The 23,992-nt window shown below is 61.5% G+C and carries 18 protein-coding genes, 3 tRNA genes and 1 pseudogene; 21 read left to right on the top strand and 1 reads right to left on the bottom strand.

What is annotated here, in order from left to right; translation table 11 throughout:
• The 7 genes and pseudogenes from RDW26_RS08520 to ribF form a co-directional block, all read left to right on the top strand.
• Window positions 1-424 (top strand): annotated as a pseudogene (locus RDW26_RS08520) (antitermination protein NusA); the annotation flags it as partial.
• A gap of 9 nt (window positions 425-433) precedes the next feature.
• Entirely contained in the window at window positions 434-727 is a 294-nt protein-coding gene (gene rnpM / locus RDW26_RS08515) for an RNase P modulator RnpM (RefSeq protein ID WP_294416788.1), read from the top strand.
• A gap of 11 nt (window positions 728-738) precedes the next feature.
• Window positions 739-3,483, top strand: coding sequence for a translation initiation factor IF-2 (infB, locus tag RDW26_RS08510; protein WP_307983261.1), 2,745 nt, complete (start codon window positions 739-741; stop codon window positions 3,481-3,483).
• Window positions 3,484-3,691: 208 nt separating this feature from the next.
• On the top strand, window positions 3,692-4,102 hold the full coding sequence (rbfA, locus tag RDW26_RS08505; protein WP_298627015.1) for a 30S ribosome-binding factor RbfA: 411 nt from the start codon (window positions 3,692-3,694) through the stop codon (window positions 4,100-4,102).
• Window positions 4,103-4,117: 15 nt separating this feature from the next.
• On the top strand, window positions 4,118-5,116 hold the full coding sequence (locus RDW26_RS08500) for a DHH family phosphoesterase (RefSeq protein ID WP_307983260.1): 999 nt from the start codon (window positions 4,118-4,120) through the stop codon (window positions 5,114-5,116).
• Entirely contained in the window at window positions 5,104-6,126 is a 1,023-nt protein-coding gene (truB, locus tag RDW26_RS08495; RefSeq protein WP_307983259.1) for a tRNA pseudouridine(55) synthase TruB, read from the top strand. The genes RDW26_RS08500 and truB overlap by 13 nt, the downstream gene beginning before the upstream one ends.
• The gene (ribF, locus tag RDW26_RS08490) at window positions 6,110-7,033 is read left to right on the top strand and encodes a riboflavin biosynthesis protein RibF (RefSeq protein ID WP_307983258.1); all 924 of its coding nucleotides are present in this window, start codon (window positions 6,110-6,112) and stop codon (window positions 7,031-7,033) included. The genes truB and ribF overlap by 17 nt, the downstream gene beginning before the upstream one ends.
• A gap of 284 nt (window positions 7,034-7,317) precedes the next feature.
• On the opposite strand, the gene gdhA is transcribed toward ribF, so the two are convergent.
• Window positions 7,318-8,673 (bottom strand): NADP-specific glutamate dehydrogenase, encoded by a 1,356-nt coding sequence (gene gdhA, locus RDW26_RS08485; RefSeq protein ID WP_288579129.1) that lies wholly within the window; start codon window positions 8,671-8,673, stop codon window positions 7,318-7,320.
• 384 nt (window positions 8,674-9,057) lie between these two features.
• Here gdhA and RDW26_RS08480 point away from each other — a divergent pair, with 384 nt between their 5' ends.
• The 14 genes from RDW26_RS08480 to RDW26_RS08415 all read left to right on the top strand — a co-directional run bounded on the left by RDW26_RS08480 (window position 9,058) and on the right by RDW26_RS08415 (window position 23,991).
• Window positions 9,058-10,251, top strand: coding sequence for an MFS transporter (locus RDW26_RS08480; protein ID WP_307983257.1), 1,194 nt, complete (start codon window positions 9,058-9,060; stop codon window positions 10,249-10,251).
• An 83-nt stretch (window positions 10,252-10,334) separates the two neighbouring features.
• Window positions 10,335-12,515 (top strand): ATP-dependent helicase, encoded by a 2,181-nt coding sequence (locus RDW26_RS08475; protein ID WP_307983256.1) that lies wholly within the window; start codon window positions 10,335-10,337, stop codon window positions 12,513-12,515.
• On the top strand, window positions 12,512-14,572 hold the full coding sequence (uvrC, locus tag RDW26_RS08470) for an excinuclease ABC subunit UvrC (protein ID WP_307983255.1): 2,061 nt from the start codon (window positions 12,512-12,514) through the stop codon (window positions 14,570-14,572). The genes RDW26_RS08475 and uvrC overlap by 4 nt, the downstream gene beginning before the upstream one ends.
• A gap of 1 nt (window position 14,573) precedes the next feature.
• A complete protein-coding gene (rapZ, locus tag RDW26_RS08465) occupies window positions 14,574-15,527 on the top strand; it encodes an RNase adapter RapZ (RefSeq protein ID WP_307983254.1) in 954 nt (317 codons plus the stop codon).
• Between the two features lies 1 nt (window position 15,528).
• A complete protein-coding gene (locus tag RDW26_RS08460; RefSeq protein WP_307983253.1) occupies window positions 15,529-16,680 on the top strand; it encodes a YvcK family protein in 1,152 nt (383 codons plus the stop codon).
• Complete coding sequence (gene whiA, locus RDW26_RS08455) at window positions 16,659-17,600, top strand: DNA-binding protein WhiA (RefSeq protein WP_118349292.1); 942 nt, start codon at window positions 16,659-16,661, stop codon at window positions 17,598-17,600. The genes RDW26_RS08460 and whiA overlap by 22 nt, the downstream gene beginning before the upstream one ends.
• Before the next feature lie 154 nt (window positions 17,601-17,754).
• Window positions 17,755-18,756 carry a type I glyceraldehyde-3-phosphate dehydrogenase gene (gap, locus tag RDW26_RS08450; RefSeq protein ID WP_118349291.1) on the top strand — a complete coding sequence of 334 codons (1,002 nt, stop codon included), beginning with the start codon at window positions 17,755-17,757 and terminating at the stop codon, window positions 18,754-18,756.
• 168 nt (window positions 18,757-18,924) lie between these two features.
• On the top strand, window positions 18,925-20,112 hold the full coding sequence (pgk, locus tag RDW26_RS08445; protein WP_307983252.1) for a phosphoglycerate kinase: 1,188 nt from the start codon (window positions 18,925-18,927) through the stop codon (window positions 20,110-20,112).
• Between the two features lie 58 nt (window positions 20,113-20,170).
• The gene (tpiA, locus tag RDW26_RS08440) at window positions 20,171-20,941 is read left to right on the top strand and encodes a triose-phosphate isomerase (protein WP_307983251.1); all 771 of its coding nucleotides are present in this window, start codon (window positions 20,171-20,173) and stop codon (window positions 20,939-20,941) included.
• Window positions 20,941-22,500: a 2,3-bisphosphoglycerate-independent phosphoglycerate mutase gene (gene gpmI / locus RDW26_RS08435; protein WP_307983250.1), complete on the top strand. Its 1,560-nt coding sequence runs from the start codon at window positions 20,941-20,943 to the stop codon at window positions 22,498-22,500. The genes tpiA and gpmI overlap by 1 nt, the downstream gene beginning before the upstream one ends.
• Before the next feature lie 114 nt (window positions 22,501-22,614).
• Window positions 22,615-22,872, top strand: coding sequence for a preprotein translocase subunit SecG (secG, locus tag RDW26_RS08430; RefSeq protein WP_042434338.1), 258 nt, complete (start codon window positions 22,615-22,617; stop codon window positions 22,870-22,872).
• 75 nt (window positions 22,873-22,947) lie between these two features.
• Window positions 22,948-23,034 (top strand) — tRNA-Leu (locus tag RDW26_RS08425).
• Between the two features lie 798 nt (window positions 23,035-23,832).
• Window positions 23,833-23,907, top strand: a tRNA-Val gene (locus RDW26_RS08420).
• Window positions 23,908-23,915: 8 nt separating this feature from the next.
• Window positions 23,916-23,991, top strand: a tRNA-Gly gene (locus RDW26_RS08415).
• The last annotated feature ends 1 nt before the right edge of the window (window position 23,992 follow it).

Genomic DNA, 23,992 nt, shown 5'->3' with positions numbered 1-23,992 from the left:
CGTGCGCATGGTCGTCGAGGAGCTGCGCAACGAGCGCGTCGACGTCATCCAGTGGGATGAGGACCCTGCCCGCTATGTGGCAAACGCCCTTTCCCCGGCTAAGGTCGATCGCGTCCTGGTCGACGAGGAGAACAACTACGCAACCGTCATCGTGCCCGACGACCAGCTGTCGCTGGCCATCGGCAAGGAGGGCCAGAACGCCCGCCTGGCCGCGCGTCTGACCGGCTGGCACATCGACATCAAGTCCGCCAGCTTCACCGGCGCCCCGCTTCCGAAGACCGAGAACATGCTCATCGACGAGGATGACCTCGAGGACGAGGAGGAGCTGTGCGCTTACGTTGACGAAAACGGCGTCCGCTGCCGCAACCATGCCCGTCCCGACAGCTGCTTCTGCGGCATTCACGACGGCCTGGACGAGGAATAGGCGTCACATATGGCAACGGCAACCAACACGGGCAAACGACAACGCAGCTGCATCGCCTGCGGCGCGCAGGCCGATAAAACGGGCCTGCTGCGCATCGTACGCACCCCTGAGGGGGCCGTTGCGTTCGATGCCACCGGCCGCGCACCGGGTAGGGGCGCCTATGTGTGCTCCGCGGAATGCTTCGCAGCCGCGTGCAAGAGGAACAAGCTCGACCGAGCGCTTAAGGCGACGCTCGGCAGCGATGATTACGACCGGATCGCCGCCGATATCGCCGCGCACGCGCGCGATGCGAGGGAAATGTAGAGGAGTGGTATATGGCCAGCATGCGAGTACATGAGTTGGCGAAGGAGTTCAACATGTCCAGCAAGGACATGCTCGATAAGCTCCACGAAATGAAGATCACCGCGAAAAGCCATGCCAGCATGCTGGCTGAGTCCGATGTGGAGAAGGTTCGCCAGAACCTGTCCCCTGAGATCAAGGAGCGCGCGGGCGAGCTTCCGGCCGAAGAGGCCAAGCAGCTCGCCGAGGAGCGCGCCGAGGCCAAGCGCCAGCAGGCCGAGGCAGAGCGCGCCCGCCGCGAGGCCGTCGAGCAGGAGCGCGCGGCCCGCGAGGCAGAGCGCGCCAAGCGCGCTGAAGAGGGCGGTTCTGCGTCCAGGCCTGCTGCCGCCAAGCCGCAGGCCAAGAAGGTGACCAATAATCCCTTCGAGAGCCTTGCAAGCCAGATCGAATCCGAGAAGGAGCGCGTGGCCCGCGAGGCCGCCGAGCGCAAGGCCCGCGCCCGCGCCGCCGCCATGGCCAAGGAGGTCGCCAAGAAGCAGGCCGTCGAGGAGGCGCTGCGCAACCGCAATTCCAAGGGTTCGGCCCATAAGCCCGCAGCCGCGGCGCCCAAGCGCCAGGCACCGGTGCTCGGCGCCCGCAAGTCAAGCTTCGACAGCCTGCTCTCCCAGATCGAGTCCGAGAAGCAGCGCATCGAGAAGCAGAAGGCCGAGCAGCCCGCCCGCGGCGCCGATGCCAACAAGCAGCAGCGCGGCTCCCGCAAGCACGGCAAGAAGGGCATGCACGTCGAGCAGCACGTGCCCGAGCTCGAGCAGCAGGCTTCGGGCGAGGACCGCTACGCCCAGATGGCCGTGAAGGCCGAGGAGTTGCAGCGCGACAAGGTGCTCGCCGAGGCGCGTGCAGCCGTCGCCGCCGCCAACTCCCATGAGGGCGAGGGTCGTCGTAAGAAGCGCAAGCAGAAGCGCGAGGCCGAGGCCCGCGAGCGCATGGAGATGGAGGCCATCGAGCGCGGCCTCGATCCGAGCCTCGTGCTCGACGATTCCGTCGTCGAGATCCCGCAGGGTTCCACCGTGGCCAAGTTCGCCGAGCTGCTCGGCGTGCAGCCCAACGACGTCATCAAGCGCTTGTTCATGCTCGGCCAGGTGCTCACGCTCACCCAGTCCATGTCCGACGAGCTCGTCGAGCTCATCGCCGATGACATGGGCCGCAAGGTTCGCGTCGTGTCCCCCGAAGAGGAGTTCGCCATCGTCTACCACGATAGCGACGAGGACCTCAAGCCGCGTCCGCCCGTCGTCACCGTCATGGGCCACGTCGACCACGGCAAGACGTCGCTGCTCGACGCCATCCGCCACACCGGCGTCGCCGAGGGCGAGGCCGGCGGCATCACGCAGCACATCGGCGCCTCGGTCGTGCGCATCGGCGATCGCCAGATCACCTTCATCGACACGCCCGGCCATGAGGCCTTCACGGCCATGCGCGCCCGCGGTGCCCAGGTGACCGACGTCATCGTCCTGGTCGTCGCCTCCGACGACGGCGTCATGCCGCAGACCATCGAGGCAATCAACCACGCCAAGGCCGCAAACGTGCCGATCGTGGTGGCCGTCAACAAGATCGACAAGCCCGGCGCCAACCCCGACCGTGTGCGCCAGGAGCTCGTCGAGTACGGCGTCATCCCCGAGGACTGGGGCGGACAGAACATGTTCGTCAACGTTTCGGCTAAGAAGAAGCTGCACATCGACGACCTGCTCGAGACCATCCTGCTGCAGGCCGACGTGCTCGAGCTTCGCGCCAACCCCGATGCGCTTGCCTCCGGCTTCGTCATCGAGGCCAACCTCGACAAGGGCCGCGGCCCTGTGGCCACCGTGCTCGTGCAGCGCGGCACGCTGCATCCGGGCGACACCGTCGTCGCCGGCACGTCCTACGGACGCGTCCGTGCGTTGGTCGACCCCCGCGGTCAGCACGTCGAGGGCGCCGCTCCTTCCTACCCGGTCGAGATCCTGGGCCTGAACAGCGTCCCGGTCGCCGGCGACGAGTTCCGCGTGTTCGAGGACGAGCGCGATGCCCGCAAGCTGGCCGAGGAGCGCGCTCTGCGCGCACGCCTGGCCGAGCAGGAGACCAAGTCGCACATGAACCTGGATGACCTGTTCAACCGCATTGAGGAGGGCAAGCAGACCGACCTGAACCTTATCGTGAAGGCCGACGTGCAGGGCTCCATCGAGGCGCTGCGCGACGCGTTCAACAAGATGGATCAGTCCGAGGTCAAGATCAACATCGTGCACTCCGCGGTCGGCGGCATCACCGAGACCGACGTCACGCTGGCTGCGGCCTCCGACGCCATCATCATCGGCTTCAACGTGCGCCCGACCGGCAAGTCCAAGCAACAGGCCGAGAAGGAGAAGGTCGACATCCGCCTGTACCGCGTCATTTACCAGGCTATCGAGGACATCAATGCGGCTCGCGTGGGTCTGCTCAAGCCCGAGATCGTCGAGGAGGACACCGGTACCGCCGAGGTTCGCGAGACCTTCAAGGTCCCGAAGGTGGGCACCATCGCCGGTTGCTACATCACCGACGGCGAGCTGCACCGCGACGATAAGATCCGCCTCGTGCGCGAAGGCACCGTCATCTTCGAGGGCGAGCTTGCATCCCTGAAGCGCTTCAAGGACGACGTGAAGGCCGTCAAGCAGGGTTACGAGTGCGGCATCGGCATCGCCGGCTATCAAGACCTCAAGGTCGGCGACACTATCGAGGGCTACACCATCAAGGAAGTTGAGCGCACCGAGTAATCAGCGTTAGCCGCCTGCAAAGGCGGCACGCGCTCGGCGTTTGAAAGGGCTCCGGCATTCGATCCGGCTCCCGACGCCGCAAGACATGTTCCCGTGTGCACGGGTCTTGCGGTGACGGGGCGGATTCGAGGCCGGGGCCCTTCTCGCTACCTTCGAGGTGCCCTATACTTCATGTATCCAAACCTGATCCTTCAGAGGAGCTGTATCTATGAAGCAAGGTTCCACCAACCGTAAAGTCAATCAGCAGGCGCGCGAGGTCATCGCGTCCATTCTGCTGTTCGAGATCTCCGACCCGCGCCTGTCGCTGGTCACCATCACGGGCTGCGAGGTCAGCTACGACCGCAGCGTCTGCAACGTCTTCTACACCGCCGATCGTGGCGAATACGAGGAAGTCGCCGAAGCCTTCGAGAAGGCCTCGGGCCGCATCCGCTCGCTTATGGCGCGTCAGCTTTCCTGGCGCGTGGCGCCTGCGCTGCGCTTCATCCTGGATAAATCCGTGGATGAGGCCGAGCGCATCGCGTCGGCGCTTGAGCGTGATGCCGAGCGTAATCGCGAGTCTGCCGCCATCGCCGCAGAGCGCGAGGCCATCGAGGCGGCTGAAGAAATCGATCAGGAATAGCGGGGGAGCGCCGCTATGACCGTAACCCCTCAAACGAACTGCTCGCTCGAGCAGCTTGCCGATGCTTTGCGTGCGCTCGATGACTTCGTCATCTGCGGCCATGTCAGCCCCGATGGCGACTGTCTGGGCTCGCAGCTCGGTCTTGCCGCCGTGTTGCGCCAGCTTGGCAAGCGCGTGACCTGCGTGCTGGTCAAGGACGAGCCCATCGAGGAGAACCTGTTGCATCTGCTGCCGGGAGCCGTCGATATGGTGCCGGCGTGCGAATATGACGGCCCAGTCGGAGCCTTCGTCGGCGTGGATGTTCCCACGCGCGAGCGCATCGGCCAGGCGGCGTGCAGCATCCTCGATCGCGCGCAGGCCTCGTTCACCATCGATCACCATGCGGTCGACGAGCGCATGTGCGAAATGGCCTACGTCGACCCCGATGCCGCCTCCACCACCTTGCTCATCTGGGAGCTTTCGGGGATGCTCGGCGTCTCGCGTTCCGGCGATCTGGTCACGTGCTGCTACACGGGGCTGGTCACCGATACCGGTCGCTTCCAGTATCAGAACACCGATGCCCGTTGCATGCGCCTCGCATCTCAGATGGTCGAGGAGGGTGCCGACCCGGCATCCATTTCGCGCGCGGTGTTCCAGAACCGCACGCTTGCCTCCATGCAGCTTGAAGCTCAGGCGATCTCGCGCGCAGAGTTCCATGAGCGGGAAGGGTTCGCCATCAGCTACCTTACGCTCGAGGACTTCGCCCGTTTCGGAGCCGTGAAATCGGATGCCGAGCCGGTCATCAACGCGCTGCGCTCGATAGCTGGCGTCAACGTCGCCTGTATGCTTCGCCAGCATGAGGACTGCATCCGAGGCAGCCTTCGCGCGAAAGACGATACCGATGTGTCCGCTATCGCTCGGGCGTTCGGTGGCGGCGGGCACGTTGCCGCGGCAGGCTTCACCATGCATGACAGCATGCAGGAGGCCGTGGATCAGGTGCGCGCGGCGCTGCAAGAGGCGGTGTGCGCCAGGTGAAGCGAGGAGAATCCGGGCTGTCGCTGGTAGTCGGCGTCGACAAGCCCAGCGGCATGACGTCCCACGACGTGGTCAATCGCTGCCGCCGCATCTTCGGTGAGAAGCGCGTCGGCCATACGGGCACGCTCGATCCGCTGGCAAGCGGTGTGCTGCCCATCTGCATCGGCCCTGCCACCAGGTTAGGCGCTTATCTGACCGGGCACGACAAAGCATATCGGGCCACCATCGCGTTCGGCGTTGGGACTGATACCGACGACTGCGAGGGTGCGGTCACGCGCACCGGTGAAGCGCCGGTGGAAGTCGGTGACCGTTGCTTTGCGGAGCAAGCGGTCGAGCAGATGCTCGGGCCGCAGAAGCAGATGCCTCCGGCGTATTCCGCCATCAAGGTAAACGGGAAGAAGTCCTACGAAGCTGCCCGCGAAGGCCATATCATCGAGCTTTCCCCGCGCGATATCGAGGTGTATTCGGCGGAGCTCATCGCCGTTCGTCCGGGCGTTGGAGAGCAGCTTCCCGAGTGGGATGTCGAGTTCCGCGTGTCGAAGGGCACCTATATCCGCGCGTTGGCGCGCGACCTTGGCCATAAGATCGGGTGTCCTGCTCATCTGGCTGCGCTCAGGCGCCTGGAGGTCGGCGGCCTCACGCTTGACGAGTGCGTGCCGCTCGAGGCGCTTGAGGAGCTTAAGTTGCGTGCCGCCTTGGACCCGGTGCGTTTGCTAGGCGTCCGCTTCGCTTACGTGGAGGGCGCCGCCGCCCAGGCTGTGGGCAACGGCAATGCGCTCCGTGCGGCCGATTGCCAGCTGTTCGAGCGCAGGCGCACCACGGCCCAGGCCGAGATGTGTGCTTGCACCGCCGGCGTGCGTGAAAGCGCGCAAGCTCCGCAAGAGGGCGAGGTTATCGCGGTCATCAGCCAGAACAAGGTTGTGGCCTTGTATCAGTACGACAGCAGGCGTGCATCGTTCAAGGCATGCTGCGTGTTCCAGACGGGGGTGCTTCGTGGCGCAGATCTATAAGGCCGACGAAACGTTCGATCGCGGGTATTTCCAAGGCGCCTCGTGCGCGTTCGGCGTGTTCGATGGCGTGCATCGGGGTCATAGGTTCCTTTTGTCGTGTGCGCAGGATACCGCGCGCGAAAACGGCGGGAAGTCCATCGCGCTCACGTTCGACATCGATCCCGACGAGATGTTCCATGCGCAGCGTCTCCGTAAGCTCATGTCGAACGAGGAGCGCTTGGAGATGCTCGCGCAAACCGGCGTCGATGCGGTGGTCGCCCTTCCGTTCACGCGCGAGTTTGCGGCCAGCTCGCCCGAGGAATTCCTGGTCCGCACGTTCGGCACCGGCGTTCCCGCACATTTGCACGTGGGTTTCGATTTTCATTTCGGGGCGAAAGCCGCCGGCTCGGTGCCGGAGCTGCGCACGTGGGCCGATCGCCACGGCATGCAGGTGCATGCCCATGATCTGAAAAGCGAGGATGGCGCCCCCATCACCGCCACGCGCATTCGTTTGCTGTTGGCGGACGGGAAGCTCGACGAAGCGAATCATCTGCTTGGGCGTCCGTATTTCATGACGAGCATTGTGCGCCCCGGTCGCGGTGAGGGAGCTGATATGGGTATCCGTACCGCGAATCTCGAGGTTCCCGACCAGATGCGCCCGCTTTCCGATGGCGTGTACGCGGCATATGCGCACGTCGACGGCAAGCGCTATAAGGCCGCGGTGAACGTGGGCGTTGCGGCAACCTTCGCCGATCGGGCCACGGCAACCTGCGAGGCCCATATCCTCGACTTCGACGGCGATATCTATGGCCAGTACATGAAGGTCGAGTTCATGAAGTGGCTTCGCCCGATGCGCGCCTTCGACGATATCTCCGAGCTCATCGCTGCTGTGCAGGCCAACATCGATTGGGTGCGCGAAAACCTGTAGCGTTCGCCGAGAGGATTCATGCCTTGTAGGCGGGGCAACGTTGGCTAGGTGTTGTAAACCTGTAGGGAGGGACTGCGGTCGAGCGGCTATCGCTGTTCGACTATCCCTTTCGAGCCATAGTGCGCTGAATCCGGTAGGGTGTTTGTTGCCCGCGTTCGCATGATTCGTGGAATTGCTTTCACGGCGCTTTCATCCCGGCTCGCGCATCCTTCTCTTCGTGAAAACTAAAAAAGAAGCGACCCGATCGGGTCGCTTCTTTTTTACGGTGATATGGGTTGTGACCCTTACACGATGCCCTGGGTCATCATAGCGTCGGCGACCTTCAGGAAGCCGGCGATGTTGGCGCCCATGACGAAGTTGCCCTCATGGCCGTACTTTTTGGCGGTGTCGTCCACGTTGTGGAACATGCCGCGCATGAGCTGCTCGAGCTTGCCGTCGACCTCTTCGAAGGTCCAGCTCAGGTGCTCGGCGTTCTGGCTCATCTCCAGGCCGGAGACCAGCACGCCGCCGGCGTTGGCAGCCTTGCCGGGCATGAAGGCCACGCCGTTTTCCTGCAGGTACTCGGTGGCGTCGAGCGTGGTGGGCATGTTCGCGCCCTCGCCGACCACCTTGCAGCCGTTGGCAACCAGGGCCTTGGCGTCGTCGAGGTGCAGCGTGTTCTCGCGTGCGCAGGGCAGGGCGATATCGCAGGGAAGCTGCCACACGCCGCGGCCGTCGCCCTCGTGCCAGGTTGCGTTCGGACGCTCGTCGACGTACATGGCCAGGGACACGCCCTTGTCATGGCCGGAGCGCTTCTTGTTGTAGACGTGCTCGAGCACCTGGTAGTCGATGCCGTCGGGGTCCTCGACCCAACCCTTGGTGTCGGAGCAAGCCAGAACTTTGCCGCCAAGCTGGGAAACCTTCTGAACGGCGTAGATGGCGACGTTGCCGGAGCCGTGCACGACGACGTTCTTGCCTTCGAAGGAGTCGCCGTTGGACTTCAGGTACTCGTCGACGAAGTACACCAGGCCGTAGCCGGTGGCCTCGGTACGGGCCAGCGAGCCGCCGAAGGACAGGCCCTTACCGGTGAGCACGCCGGTCCACTCGTTGCGCAGGCGCTTGTACTGGCCGAACATGTAGCCGACCTCGCGGCCGCCAACGCCCAGGTCGCCAGCCGGCACGTCGGTGTTCGGGCCGATGTGGCGGGAGAGCTCGTTCATGAATGACTGGCAGAAGCGCATGATCTCGTTGTTGGACTTGCCCTTCGGGTCGAAGTCTGAGCCGCCCTTGCCGCCGCCCATGGGAAGGGTGGTCAGAGCGTTCTTGAAGATCTGCTCGAAGCCCAGGAACTTCAGCATGCCGAGCGTAACGGTGGGGTTAAAGCGCAGGCCGCCCTTGTAGGGGCCGATGGCGGAGTTGTACTCCACGCGGAAGCCGCGGTTGACCTGTACCTTGCCGGAGTCGTCGACCCACGGGACGCGGAACTGGATGATGCGCTCGGGTTCGATGATGCGCTCAAGCAGGGCCGCCTCCTCGAACTCCGGATGGGCGTCGAGTGCCGGCTGCAGGGTGCCCAGAATCTCGGTGGCTGCCTGGATGAACTCGGGCTGCTCGGCGTTTTTCGCCTTGACCTGCTCGATGATGCGCTCAGCGTAAGTCATTGCGTGAACCTCCTAGCGGATGAAATGTTGTGTTAACGGGTTGCATTATAGGATTCGGAAATCACTCGAAACGGTATATTAACGAAGCCGAAACAAAGGGCGGCGACCTGCGGCGGACGGGCGTTTGCTCGGCGCGGGCGGCTTGCCTTGCGAGGCGGCGGGCCCGCTTTTACGTGGTCCGGATGTGCGTGCGGCGGGTCGCCTGCGCTCAGCTAAGCTGTTTGCTTGCAACGTCGCGCAATCGGCATTGCGCTTTGCCGGTGTGCATGCAATGGGCGGTTCATGAGGGTTATCTGAAGGCGCCCATCCACATGCTCTGTGATTCGTCCTGGGGCTACAATCCCATATCCGCGCAAAGGGAAAAGGGAAGGAAGCGCTTGGTTCATGACAAGGTTCGTGGATAACAAGCTTACGCTGCGGGAATGGTTGCCGCTGATCGGCATTACCGTTTCCGCGTTCATTTTCAACACTTCGGAGTTCATGCCGGTAGGCCTTCTGACCGGCATCGGCGCCTCGTTCGGGACGAGCGAGGGCGTGACGGGGCTGATCATCTCGGTGTACGCCTGGGCGGTCATGCTGCTTTCGCTTCCCCTTATGATATTGGGTTCCCGTTTGGCGTTTCGGCCGCTTATGCTCTTGGTCATCGGCGTGTTCTGCGCCGGGCAGGCGCTTTCGGCCCTGGCGCCCAGCTATGGTCTGCTCATGGCAGCGCGTTTGGTGGTCGCCTGCGCCCATTCGGTGTTCTGGGCCATTGCAGCTCCCGTGGCGGTGAAAGTCGTCGACGAGAGGCACGCGCCTATGGCCGTTAGCGCCGTGGTCACCGGCTCGGCGCTTGCCATGGTGGTTGGGTTGCCGCTTGGGCACATGGTGGGGCTTTGGTTGGGCTGGCGGCAGACCTTCGGCTGCGTGTGCGCGGTAAGCGCGCTGGTGCTGGCGTACTTGACGGTGGTGTTCCCGAAGATTCCGGCCAGCAAGCCCTTCACGCTCAAGCAGCTTCCCAGCATTTTGCGGAACAAGGTGCTCATGGGCATCTTCATCGTGACTGCTTTGTACGCCATGGGGTACTACACGGGTTATAGCTATATCGAGCCGTTCTTGCTGCAGGTTGGCGGTATGGACGAGCAAGTCGTCACCATGGCGTTGGTGGCCTTCGGCATCGCAGGGCTCGTCGGAAGCGCGATATGCTCGCGGTTTTATCGCGGCCATCGCTGGGCCTTCGCTGTGTGGGTCGTCGCGGGTGTGGCGTTGGCGCTTGCGCTCCTGCGTCCTGCCGCCCTCGGAGTGGCAGGCGTGTTCGCCGAGTGCATGCTATGGGGCATCGCCGGATCGGGGTATTCCATCGTCTATCAGGCCGAGATCATCAAGTTCGCAAGCGATGGAGAGCAGACGGTTGCCATGGCCATCTTCTCCGGCATCTTCAACCTCGGTATCGGCACCGGCAGCTTCATCGGCGGGGGCGTGTGTACGTTCGGGACCATCGCCGATGTGGGTTTCGTGGGGGCCTTCATCGCGTTCCTCGCCTTGCTGTACTGCGCCTTCGTGCTGATCAAGCACATGAAAGCTCAGGGCTCGAGGTAGGGCGCGAGAACAATTGTTCGAAAATCATCGCATCGATATAGAACAGGCGTTCCCTATTTGATATACTCCTCGTTATGGATTCTATGACGACATATCGCGCAATGGACAGGCTCGGTGAAGAGCCGCAGCTCAATGCGGCCCAGCAGCAGGCCGTTACGGCAACGGAAGGCTACGTGCGCGTCATCGCGGGTGCCGGCACGGGGAAAACGGCTGCGCTGACGCAACGATTCGCATATTTGGTCAACGAGCTGGGCATCCTGCCGGGCAACATCCTGTGCGTCACCTTCACGAACAAGGCTGCCAACGAAATGCGCAGGCGTATCCGTCGTCTTACCGGCGATCACGACACCGGCTACATCAATACGTTCCATGGCTTCTGCGTTTCAGTTCTTCAGGAAGATTCCCATGCCGTACGGTATCCGAAAAGCTTTCTGGTGCTCGACAACGCCGACATCGATGCCATGCTGCAGACCATTTATGAAGAACGAGGCCTTACGTTGCGCGATATGACGTTTTCGGCAGCGCGCGACATGATCGAGATGCAGAAGCTAAAAGAGCACCCCAACTACTATCTGGACATGCTCGAATGGCCTATCGCGCAGCTGCGTGAACGGTATGTACAGGCCGATGATGTGCGGGACATCGTCTTCTATGGGTATCTTTATCAGGAACGGAAGTGTTTCGGTCTCGATTACAACGACTTGATCGTATTCACGCTCTACATGTTCGAGCGGTTCCCTGATATCTGCCTCAAATGGCAGCAGCGGTTGGAATACATCATGATCGACGAGTTCCAGGATATCGATGCGCTGCAATATCAGCTCATGGAGGTGCTGCAGGGCTATCACAAGAACTTGTTCGTGGTCGGCGATCCCGATCAAACCATCTATACGTGGCGCGGCGCGGACGTGAAGCTGCTGCTTGATTTCGATAAGCGCTTTCCCGGTACGCACACCATCATGATGCTTGAGAACCACCGTTCAGTGCCTCAGGTGCTTGCGGTGGCGAATTCGCTTATCGCGAAAAACCATATGCGCATCCCGAAGGACCTTGTCGCCGCACGACGTTCGTTCGGCCCAACGGTCTGGCATCATGCCGTATCGCCCCAGGCCGAAGCGGCGTGGATCGCCGAAGGCGTAGCTGCATTGCATGGCAAGGGGGTTGCTTATCGCGATATGGCGGTGCTGTATCGCGCGCATTACGCATCGCGTTCGGTCGAGGAGGCGTTTCTCGATGCGGATATCCCATATTCGCTGTTCAGCGGTGTGCCCTTTTTCGGCAGAAGCGAGATCAAGGATGCGCTGTGCTACCTGCGTCTCATCGCGGTAGGGGATGACTTGGCATTTTTGCGCGTGGCTAACGTGCCCAAGCGCAATCTCGGCCAACGTCGCATGGCGTATCTGCAGCAGTATTGCGACGAACATGGATGCACCATGCTGCAGGCCCTTGAGGCAACGTACGAGGGTGACATCTTCAAACGCACGAAGGCGAAACAGTTAGTAGCATTGGTGCATGGTTTTCGCAGGTCCGTTGAGGGCCGCCCGGTGTCGGAGGTGCTCTCGGCGCTGCTCGACGAGAGCGGCTACGAGCAGATGCTGCGCACCGAGGGAAGCCAGGAGCGGCTCGATAACCTTGCCGAACTGAAGCAGTCGGTATACGAGTTCGAGGCAACATGCGGCGAGGAGGTTACCATCGACCACTATCTGCACCACGTAGCCTTGCTCTCCAATGCCGATATTGCGGATGCGTCGAAGGATAACGTGCGCCTTATGACCATCCATGCTGCCAAGGGCCTGGAGTTCAGCCACGTCTTCGTTTGCTCGCTGTCCGAAGGCGTGCTGCCCTCGCGTAAAACGCGTACGGTCGAGGCCATGGAGGAGGAGCGTCGCCTCGCGTTCGTGGCATTCACGCGCGCCAAGGACGGGCTGTACCTTACCGAGGCCGAGGGTTTCGGCCATCAGGGAGCGCCGCGGTATCCTTCGCGGTTTCTCCTCGATATCGACCCATCGGCCTTGGAGTTTTCAAATGGGCCTGCTGACTCCCAGCTCGATGACGCTCGCTGCGCTTATGAGGCGACCGATCGTTGGATCGCCGACATGGCCGGGCAGGCTTCCATCAAACCGGGCACGCGCGTTGCCCATAAAGCGTTCGGGCAGGGCGTTGTGCAAGGCATCGACGAGCAGAAACGCGCCTACATCATCGAATTCGATGATTTGGATACGCCGCGTTGCATTTCGTTTCGCGTCAAGCTGGAGGTAGTGTGAGCAAACCGGAGGAATTCCAACGATATAGCCGAACCTCGGGTTTCACCGAAGGCGGTTCGGGAAAGGCGCAGGGTATCGCCGGGGACGAGGGCGTTCGCGTCCCGGAAGGGGAGACGTTCGAGCAGAAGCTCGCGCGCATCAAGCGCGAGCTTGATGCGGTGCCAACCCTTCCTGGCGTGTATCTATGGAAAGACAAGCATGGGCAGGTCATCTACGTCGGCAAGGCGAAACAGCTTCGTGCGCGCATGCGCCAATATGTCAACTTCCAGGATGAGCGCGCGAAGATCCCGCTACTCGTCGAGCAGATCTGCACGTTCGAGTACATCGTGGTCGGCAACGAGCACGAGTCCTTGGTGCTCGAGAAGAACCTCATCAACCAGCACGCCCCCTGGTTCAACGCCGACTTCAAGGACGATAAATCCTACCCGTTTATCGCCATCACGAAAGGCGATGTGTTCCCTGCCATCAAGTACACGCGCGAGAAGCATCGCGCCGACACGCGCTATTTCGGCCCCTATACCGATAGCCGCGCCGCTCGCCGCATGGTCGACATCGCGCGGCGGGTGGTGCCGTTGTGCTCGTCGAGCTGTGCTGATTGGCGTTCGCTGAAGCGCAAGCTGGAAAAAGATCCGCTCGCTTGTCTGGCTGCTGACGCCCGCCCGTGCTTCGATGCGCATGTGGGCTTGGGGCCTGGGGCGTGCTGCGGTCGCGTCACGCCTGAGCAATATGCAGCCAATGTCAGCCGGATCGAGCGTTTCCTCTCGGGCAACCATCGGGAGTTCGTGGAAGAGCTTTCCCGTGAAATGCAAGAGGCCGCTTCAGAGCTCGATTTCGAGCGGGCCGGTCGTATCAAAGCTCGAATCGACACCATAAACAGCTTATGCGATAAGCAGCATGCGGTAAGCTCGCGCAACCTCGATGCTGACGTCATCGGCTTTTTCCGGGAGGAGACCATTGCGGGTGTGCACGTGCTCATGGTGCGCGAGGGACGCATCATCAACAGCAACGAGTTCGTGTTCAACCGCGGTAACGACGTCCCCGACCAGGATCTGCTGCACATGTTCCTGCTGCGCTACTACGATGCCACCACGTCCATCCCGCACGAGGTGGTCGTGCGTGTCATGCCCGAGGACGCCGAAGCCATGGAGCAGTGGCTTACCGATAAGCTTGCAAGCGTGCATGGTGCGAAGGTTCGGTTCGCGGTCCCCGAACGCGGGGAGAAAGCCGACCTTGTCTCGATGGCTGAACAGAATGCCAAACATACGCTCATGCGCTATAAGGTGCGCACGAACTACGAGGATAAGCGCATCAACGATGCCTTGCTGCAGCTGGAGAGCGCCTTGGCGCTCGATGCGCCGCCATTGCGCATCGAATGCTTCGACATTTCCACCAACCACGGTACGTACACTGTCGCTTCCATGGTGGTGTTTACCAATGGGAGGCCTGATAAGGGGCAATATCGACGCTTCAAGATCAAGGCCCAGCTTGACGAAGCGAACGATTTCCTGTCCATGCAGGAGGTTATGGGCCGTAGGTATTGCGCTGAGCGCATGGCGGACGAGCGGTTCGGCAAAAAGCCCGACCTCATCATCTTGGATGGCGGTCTGCCACAACTCAACGCCGTCATGCAACAGTTCGACAGCATGGGAATCCACGACATTGCCTTGTGCGGCTTGGCGAAGCGCGATGAGGAGCTGTTCGTGCCGTGGCAGGATACGGGCCCGGTTGTACTGCCGGGCGGAAGCGCCAGCTTGTACCTGGTCAAGCAGGTTCGAGACGAGGCGCACCGCTTCGCCATCGAATTCCATCGACAGTTGCGCGGCAAGGGAATGACGGCGAGCATCCTGGATGAGGTTGAAGGTTTGGGCCCGGTGCGCAAGAAGGCGCTTCTCAAGCACTTCAAGAGCTTCAAGCGGCTCAGGGCTGCAAGCTTGCAGGACATCCTTGATGCCCAGGTGGTGCCCGTCCAGGTTGCCAACGAGCTGCATACGGTGCTGCAGCAGTATAATGAGCAGACAAGAAACGAAATGGTCGTCGGCGGGGAAGGAGATTCGTGACATGACCGAGGTTGCAAGCGAGCTTGAGAACATGCCCGAGCTGGTTATCGTGAGCGGCATGAGCGGTGCGGGACGCACCGAGGCCATGCATGCGTTCGAGGATCTTGGGTATTTTTGCGTGGACAACCTGCCAAGCGCTCTTATCGGGAACCTGCTGGCTTTAACCGGCATGCCCGGCCAGCCGGATAACCATCGACGCATCGCCGTCGTGTGCGACGCGCGTAGCGGCGGCTTCTTCAAAAGCCTGATGGAAGAGCTTTCGAAGCTCAAAAGCGCCGGCGTCGATTATCGGGTGCTGTTCTTGGACGCCGACGACGAGAAGCTCATCGCGCGCTACAAATCCAGCCGCCGCCGCCATCCCCTCTGCACCGATGGGAGCTCCATCGCAAACGGCATCGAGCGTGAGCGCGAGATGCTCTATGATGTGCGCAAACAGGCGCATCATGTCATCAATACCACCGACATGATGCCCGCTCAGCTGCGCAGCACCATCCGCGCGCTGTTCGCACCCGGCGAGGAGCGCCAGGGGCTGCAGGTCACGGTGTACTCGTTCGGCTTCAAACACGGCGCTCCCGTGGATGCCGACCTGGTCATGGACGTGCGTTTTCTTCCCAATCCGTACTACGACCCCGAGCTGCGTCCGCTTACCGGCCTAGACAAGCCCGTGCGCGACTACGTGTTGTGCCGATCTGAAACCGAGGAGTTCCAGAAGTGCTGGCGCGCGCTGCTCGATTGCGTCATGCCCGGGTATGTGGCGGAGGGCAAGCAGCAGCTCGCCATCGCCGTAGGGTGCACCGGCGGTCAACATCGAAGCGTGGCGCTCGCCGAGTCCACGGGTGAATATCTCAAGCAGAAGGGCTATCGCGTCAGCGTCGCGCATCGCGACCTGAAGCTTGCCGAAGGCGCCGATGGCCAGCTCATCAACGCATCTGCGAAGCCGGTCGAAGGCCGATAGGATGAGCGAGATGCTAAACGAAAGCCATATGGAGGGCGGTCATTTCCCCCATGACCCGTCCATGACCGAGGCGTTCGCGCCGCTGTACGCGGCCGATCCCGTGGTGCCTGAGACCAGCAGCTTGAAAGCCGTGGTCATCGGCGGTGGCACAGGTGCGCCCGTTTCCATTCGCACGCTCCTTTCCATGGGCGTGGAAACCTCCGCCGTGGTCGCGATGGCCGATGACGGCGGGTCGACGGGCATCCTGCGCGAACGGGCGGGTGTCACTCCTCCGGGCGATATCCGTAAGTGCATTTGCGCTATGGCTGCCGACCCCGAGGACCCGCTTACGCGTGCATTCAAATACCGGTTTCCGTTTGCCGACAACCATACGCTGGGCAATCTTATGCTCTCCGCGCTCGAGGACGCCACGGGCGAATTCCCGCAAGCCGTTCAGATCTGCGAGCGTTTGCTCAACGCGCGCGGGCATGTGTACCCTTCAACGCTCGATCGCGTGTCGTTGGTCGCGCGCACGCGCGATGGGCGCTATATCGAGGGCCAGGCTGTTGCCTGCCATTCTCGTACGGCGCTTGCGCACGTGCAGTTGCGCGGTCAAGGCAAGATCCAGGCGTACCGGCCGGCGCTCGATGCCATCCGCAATGCCGACTTGATTGTGCTCGGACCGGGAAGCCTGTTCACGTCCATCATCCCGAACCTGCTGGTCCCGGGTGTGGTGGATGCCATCCGTCAATCAAGGGGGGCAACCCTGTTCGTCTGTTCATTGGCGGACATGCAGGGTGAGACATGGGGTCTTACGGCGCGCGAGCATGTCGAGGCGTTGCTTGCGCACGGCATGCGTGGGTTGCTTGATTACGTGCTCGTGCACAGTCCGTATCCCGTTCGCCCCGATGCTTCCGAGACGGGCACCTTCCGCGCGCTCACGGGCGTCAACGTCGGTGATAGCCGATTCACCGTTGCCCCCGGCGAAGAGGAAGGCAGGCGCGTGCGCCCCGTGCACATCGATTATCCCGACCTGCGCGCCATTCAAAGCAAGGGTCCGGTCGTCATCGTTCGAAATCTGGTCGACCCGCAGCGTCCCACCTGGCATGATCCGTTTTTGCTGCGCGAGGCGTTCACGGGGGTGTTGCGTTTATGTCGTTCACGGCAGAGGTAAAAGACGAACTTTCCCGCGTTCCGGCAACGTGCAGCCATTGCGATAAAGCCGTTTTGGCGGCGCTCGTGCGTATCGAGGGTACTTTGTTCGTGTCGGGGAAGAACCGCTACCGTGTGGAGATCGCCACGGATGCGCCTTCGGTGGCCCGCTTAGTCATCAAGCTGTTGCATGAGCTGTATCGGCTGAAAACCAACCTGACGGTTCGCCGAAGCGTCTTGCACAAAACCCCGAACTACCTTATCGAGGTTCCCGCCCAGCCTCAGCTTGCCGCCGCTTTGGTGGATATGGGCGTGCTCTCTCCTGAAGGCGGGCTGGTGCTCGGCGTATCTGAGCAGTTGGTCGCCAAGGATTGCTGTGCGGCCGCATATCTGCGTGGCGCCTTCCTGGGCAGCGGGTTCGTGTCCGACCCCCGCGGCGATTTCCATTTCGAGGTAATCGTCGAAACCGAGGAGCTGGCCGATGGCCTTGTGGATCTTCTGGCTCGCAAGAACATTAAGGCGCGCATCATGCAGCGACGCAATTCCTATATGGTGTATTTGAAAAGCGGCAGCGCCATCCTTGAGTTTTTGGCGCTTGCTGGCGCTCATCAAAGCGCGCTTGCCATGGAAAACGCTCGCGTCATCAAAAGCGTCCGCAACGATGTGAACCGTCAGACCAACGCCGAGATCGCCAACCAGGCCAAAACTTCGCGCGCGGCGATCGACCAGATCCGGGCCATCAGACAGGTGGTAGAGGCGCACGGCATGGAGAACCTCCCTCCGGCGTTACAGGACTTCATCAAGCTGCGCGTGCGTCATCCCGAGGCGACGCTCAAGGAGCTTGGCGAGCTCGCAAACCCTCCGCTGTCGAAATCGGCGGTGTACCATCGTGTGCGCCGTATCGAACAATTGGCCGCTGAGCTGGAGAATCAGAATCGGTAACCGACTGTAACCGGCGTCCTGCCGTTAGGCGGGACGCGTTGGTCTTCGCTTGTCGACCGTCTGCCAAATTCGCGCCGCAAGCGTTTGACTTTCCGCTACACTAGCATTTCGTATGGCCCATAACTTGAGTATCTGAATGAAAAGGAGATACGCAATGGCAATCAAAGTAGGCATCAACGGTTTCGGCCGCATCGGACGTCTGGCGTATCGCGCCATGGTCAAGGACCCGGAGATCCAGGTCGTGGCCGTCAACGACCTCGGCGACATCCCGACGATGGCTCACCTGCTGAAGTATGACTCGGTCCACGGCCGCGCCTTCGATACGGTCGAGGTCACCGAGGATGGCTTCGTGGCCGACGGCCATGCCGTGAAGGTCCTGTGCGAGCGCGACCCCGAGAACCTGCCTTGGGGCGAGCTGGGCGTCGACGTCGTCGTCGAGTCCACCGGCATCTTCAAGACCGGCGAGCTTGCCAGCAAGCACATCAAGGCCGGCGCTAAGAAGGTCGTCATCACCTGCCCCGCCAAGGGCGAGGACATCACCGTCGTCATGGGCGTCAACGACGAGCAGTACGACAAGGATCAGCACAACATCATCTCCAACGCCTCCTGCACCACCAACTGCCTGGCGCCCGTCGCCAAGGTGCTGCTTGAGAAGTTCGGCATCAAGCGCGGCTACATGAACACCATCCATTCCTACACCAACGATCAGAAGATCTTGGACCTGCCGCATAAGGACCTGCGCCGTGCCCGCGCCGCAGCCATGTCCATGATCCCGACCACCACGGGCGCCGCTCGCGCCGTGTCCCTGGTCCTCCCCGAGCTGGCAGGCAAGCTCGACGGCTTCGCCACGCGCGTTCCCACGCCCGACGGCTCCATGGTCGACCTGACGGTCGAGCTTGAGCGTGAGGTCACCATCGAGGAGATCAACGCCGCCATGAAGGAAGCCGCCGAAGGCGAGCTGGCCGGCGTGCTCGAGTACACCGAGGATCCCATCGTGTCCATCGACATCGTGGGCAACAACCACTCCTCCATCTTCGATAGCAAGCTCACCATGGTCATGGGCGGCAAGTCCAACATGGTCAAGGTCGTGTCCTGGTACGACAACGAGTGGGGTTACTCCAACCGCGTGAAGGACCTTGTCAAGATCCTGCTGTAATCGGCTTAACCGCTTAACGCTATGAAGGGCCCTGGAACCGAACCTTGCCCCTTGCGCGCTGCACCGTTCGTGCCCGAAGCACGCTCGGTTGCTTTGCAAGGTGCGATCGGGACCAGGGCCTTTTAGCTGGCCATCACCGCATCCGCGGTGATTCGAAAGGAAGTCATCATGGCTGATATCGCCACCGTCGACCAGCTTGACGCGCGCGGCAAGCGCGTGCTCGTCCGCGTCGACTTCAACGTTCCCGTGGCGGACGGCGTCTGCTCCGACGATACCCGCATCCGCGCTGCGCTGCCCACCATCGAAAAGCTCATCGACGAAGGCGCGCGCGTCATCCTCATGAGCCATCTCGGCCGTCCGTCGGGTGAGGGCTTCGAGGAGAAGTTCACGCTTCGCCCTGCCGCCCTGCGTCTCTCCGAGCTGCTCGGCCGACCCGTGGCATTCGCCTCCGACACCGTCGGTCCTGATGCCCAGGCCAAGGCTGCGGCCCTTCAGGATGGTCAGGTGCTGGTGCTGGAGAACCTTCGTTTCGACAAGCGCGAGAAGAAGAACGATCCCGAATTCTGCCAGGAGCTCGCCAAGCTGGGCGAGGCCTACGTCAACGATGCCTTCGGCACGGCGCACCGCGCCCACGCCTCCACTGCCGGTGTCGCTGCGCTTCTGCCCGTCTATGCCGGCTACCTCATGCAAAACGAGGTCGCAACCCTCACCGGCATGCTTGATGAGCCGCGTCGCCCCTTCGTCGCCATCTTGGGCGGATCGAAGGTTTCCGACAAGATCAAGGTCATCGACGCTCTCATGGACAAGTGCGACACCCTTATCATCGGCGGTGGCATGTGCTTCACGTTCCTGTTGGCGCAGGGCAAGCAGGTGGGCACCTCGCTCAAAGAGGAAGACTGGGTCGAGCGCGCGGCGGCTATGCTGCGCAAGGCCGATGAGCGCGGCGTGAAGCTGCTGCTCCCCGTCGATGTCGTATGCGCCGACAAGTTCGCCGAGGATGCCAACACCCAGACCGTCTCCGTCGACGATATCCCGGCCGATATGATGGGTCTCGACGTCGGTCCTGAGACGGCCAAGCTGTATGCTCAGGCCATCTCGCAGGCTGCCACCGTGTTCTGGAACGGCCCCATGGGCGTGTTCGAGATGGATGCGTTCGCTGCAGGCACGAAGGCCGTTGCCGAGGCCGTGGCTGAAAACCAGCAGGGCGACACCATCATCGGCGGCGGCGACTCCGTGGCGGCGGTCAACAAGTTCGACCTTGCCGACCGCATGACGTTCATCTCCACGGGCGGCGGTGCCAGCATGGAGCTGGTGCAGGGCGAAGCCCTTCCCGGCGTGGAAGCTCTGAAGCGCTAAGGTAATCCAAGAGGGGGGCGCATGCGTCCCCCTTATCGTTTTGAAAGGAGCGTGCCTCATGGCCCGCAAACCGCTTATGGCAGGAAACTGGAAGATGAACAACACCTACGCCGAGGCCGTGGTGTTGGCGCAAACCATCTCCAACAACTTCGACAAGCATTGGACCGACTCCGTGGACGTGCTCGTTTGCCCGCCCTCCATCGATTTGAAGCCGGTCAACACGGTGTTCGAATTCGACCATCAGCCCATTCAGATCGGCGCACAGAACGTGTACTGGGAGCCGAAGGGCGCCTTCACGGGCGAGGTATCGGTTCCCATGCTCAAGGATGTCCATTGCGCGTGCTCCATCGTCGGCCACTCCGAGCGCCGTGGCTACTTCGGTGAAACCAACGAGGACGTCAACCGCAAGGTCCGTGCTTTGCTCGATGGCGGCCTCTACGCCGTCGCATGCGTCGGCGAATCGCTGGCGGTGCGCGATGAGGGCAGCGCTGAGGAGTTCGTCTGCGCCCAGGTTCGCGCCGCGTTCGCGGGCTTGGAGCCCGAGGAGGCCGGCAAGTGCGTGGTGGCATATGAGCCCATCTGGGCCATCGGCACGGGCCGTACGGCAACGCCCGAGCAGGCGCAGGATATGTGCGCTGCTATCCGCACCACGCTTGCCGATATGTTCGGCGCCGAGACCGCCGATCAGATGCGCATCCTGTACGGCGGTTCCATGAACGTCGGCAACGTCGAGCAGCTTCTCGCGCAGCCCGATATCGACGGCGGCCTGGTCGGCGGCGCCAGCCTGAAGGCCGATCAGTTCGTTCAGCTGGTGAAAGCGTGCCTGTAATGAGCGCGTCGGAAAACGCCTGCGGGAAGCTGTCTCTCCCGGCATGCTTGATCATCATGGATGGCCTGGGCTTGGCGCCTGCGGGTCCGGGCAATGCCGTATCGCTGGCATCCACGCCGGTGCTCGATCAGCTGTTCGAAACCTGCTCGCACACCAAGCTTGAAGCTTCGGGGGAGGCTGTTGGCCTGCCTGAGGGGCAGATGGGCAACTCCGAGGTGGGGCACCTCAACATCGGCGCCGGCCGCGTGGTGCATCAGGAGCTCTCGCGTATCAACATGGCTTGCCGCACCGGCTCCATCTGCGATAACGTCGTGATCAACGACGCCATCGAGGCTGCTAAGGCGCCGGGTGCCGCGTTGCACCTCATGGGCCTGCTCTCCGATGGCGGCGTGCACTCCAGCAACGAGCACCTGTATGCGCTCATCAAGCATGCCGTGCAAAGCGGCGTCGGCGATGTGCGCGTGCACGCGTTCATGGACGGTCGCGACGTCCCGCCGTCGAGCGGCAAGGGCTATATGCAGCAGCTGCAGGATTTCATCGCCGAGAACGGCTTCCAAGACGCCGTGCGCGTGGCAAGCGTCTCGGGCCGCTATTATGCGATGGACCGCGACAAGCGTTGGGACCGTGTCGCCAAGGCGTTCGAAGCCGTTGTATGCGCGAAGCCGCTCGCTGCGTCGGGCGATCCCGTCGCCGCCATGCAGGCATCGTACGATACCGATGTCACCGATGAGTTCGTCGAGCCCGTGGCGCTCGATGGCCGCGGCGTCGAAGATGGGGATGCCGTCATGTTTTTCAACTTCCGCCCCGATCGCGCCCGCGAGATCACGCGCGCCATCGTCGATGATGCCTTCGATGGGTTCGATCGCGCTCGTCGGCCCCGGGTCTCGTTCGTGTGCCTGACCGAGTACGATCCGGATATCCCCGCGCCGATCGCGTTCCCCAAGACGTTCCCGGAAAACGTGCTTGCCGACGTGCTCTCCGCCGCCGGTCTGCGCCAATACCATATCGCCGAAACCGAGAAGTATGCGCACGTCACGTTCTTCCTCAACGGCGGGCGCGAGGAGCCCAAGGAGGGGGAGCGGCGAAGCCTCATCCCCAGCCCTAAGGTCGCCACGTACGATCTGCAGCCTCAGATGAGCGAACCTGAGGTCGCCGATACCTTGGCCGCGGCTATCGATGCCGACGAGGCCGATGTGTACATCGTGAATTTCGCGAATCCCGATATGGTCGGCCACACGGGCGTCATACCCGCCGCCATCGCCGCCGTCGAAGCGGTGGATTCCGGCGTCGGCAAGGTCGTCGACGCGGTTCGCCGCAAAGGCGGTTTCGCGTTCATCACGGCCGATCATGGCAATTGCGACAAGATGATCGCGGACGACGGAACGCCCCACACGGCGCATACCACCGCGAAGGTGCCGTTCATCTTCGTGGACGGTGCCGACACCGGGCGTGTGCTCGGCGGTAAGGAAGGTGCGCTCTGCGATATCGCCCCCACGTTGCTCGATGCTATGGGGCTTTCCGCTCCCGCTGAGATGACGGGACACAGCCTGCTCTCGTAATGCGTGCTTTTCATGACCCTGTTCGCGCCCGTCGCCGGTTTCTTGCCTGCGCGGGCGCGTTTCGTTATACTTAGTTACTTGCGTACGTAGTTATTTCGAGTGAAAGAGCATCACGTGAATCCGCTTTTGATCATCCTTATCGCCTTGCTGGTCATCTCCGGCTTGGGTCTCATCATCTTCATTCTCCTGCATTCCGGCAAGGGCACGGGCATCTCTGATATGATCGCCAGCTCTGTGTACTCTTCGCAAACCGGTACCAGCATTGTCGAGAAGAATCTTGATCGCATCACCATCATCTTCGCGGTCGTCTTCTTGCTGTCGCTTATCGCGCTTATGATCGTGTATCCGTCCGGCACTATCGCCACCCGATAAAATTTTTGAAATTGGGTCTTGGCAAGTAGGTAAGGTTCGGGTATATTAATCATCGTTGCTTTTCGGCAACAACTCGTCGGAGTGGTGGAACGGCAGACACGCAAGCTTGAGGTGCTTGTGCCCGTAACGGGTGTGCGGGTTCAAATCCCGCCTCCGACACCAGAATTTAGAAAGCGGCCTTTGGGCCGCTTTTTTGTTGCCCTTATTGATATAGAAGCCTGTCGATCGACCAGTTCAACCGGCGTTCCGCTATGCAAGACAACCTGAGCATGAGGACGGAATCGTTGATGCCATGCCTGTCGGATTCTCGTTATAGGGCATGCGGCTATCGGTCGTTGTCTTGATTCTTTATCCATGGTTTCGTTTCGAGAGCACAGTCGAGTTCCTGATGATGGAGACATGCTGCGTGTCGCATCGTCGCGGCGCTCCGTATAACCTTATATGCTCGTGCGATTTGCACTCGATCCTCCGCGGGTCCTTCGCAGGCTGCATGTGTTCGTGTATGGGTATTTCTGCCAATCCAATGCAACGCATTAAGGGTGAATCGCTCCGGCCGAGAGTTCATGAACGACGGGGAAGTGAGACGGGTGCTTATGGGACTGCCTCTTTCGCGATCGAGCTCACAGGCTCGTTGCATCTTGTTTAGTGTCCATATCGAGTTCTCAGCATTTCAGGTTGATTTGTGGCTACGGGTTTAACCTCTCGGCTATGCGTGGCGGGTGATCTGGTCATTCGGACAACTCCATTGCTTCGTACAGTCTCTTGCTGATGATCGTCTCGGAAAAAGATGCTAGGGGATTTGCTCAAAGGTAGGTCTTTCATCTGGGAAAACAGTGGTTGCAATCCTTGGCTGGCAAAAAAGTTCCAACTTTTTCAAAAAAGGGGGTTGTCAAGAATTCTGGTTCAGGTATTATATCTCCTTGCCGACGCGCCGAAAGCGCAGAAGTAAAACACTCAAGTGGGCGTTTAGCTCAGGGGGAGAGCGCTTCCCTGACACGGAAGAGGTCACAAGTTCAAATCTTGTAACGCCCACCATTTGAGATGCGGACATGGCTCAGCTGGTAGAGCATCACCTTGCCAAGGTGAGGGTCGCGGGTTCGAATCCCGTTGTCCGCTCCAT

This window comes from uncultured Senegalimassilia sp. (genome assembly GCF_902464545.1).
Lineage (GTDB): Bacteria > Actinomycetota > Coriobacteriia > Coriobacteriales > Eggerthellaceae > Senegalimassilia.
The sequence above is the reverse complement of the archived record's forward strand: the minus strand, read 5'-3'. Positions and strand labels throughout refer to the sequence as shown.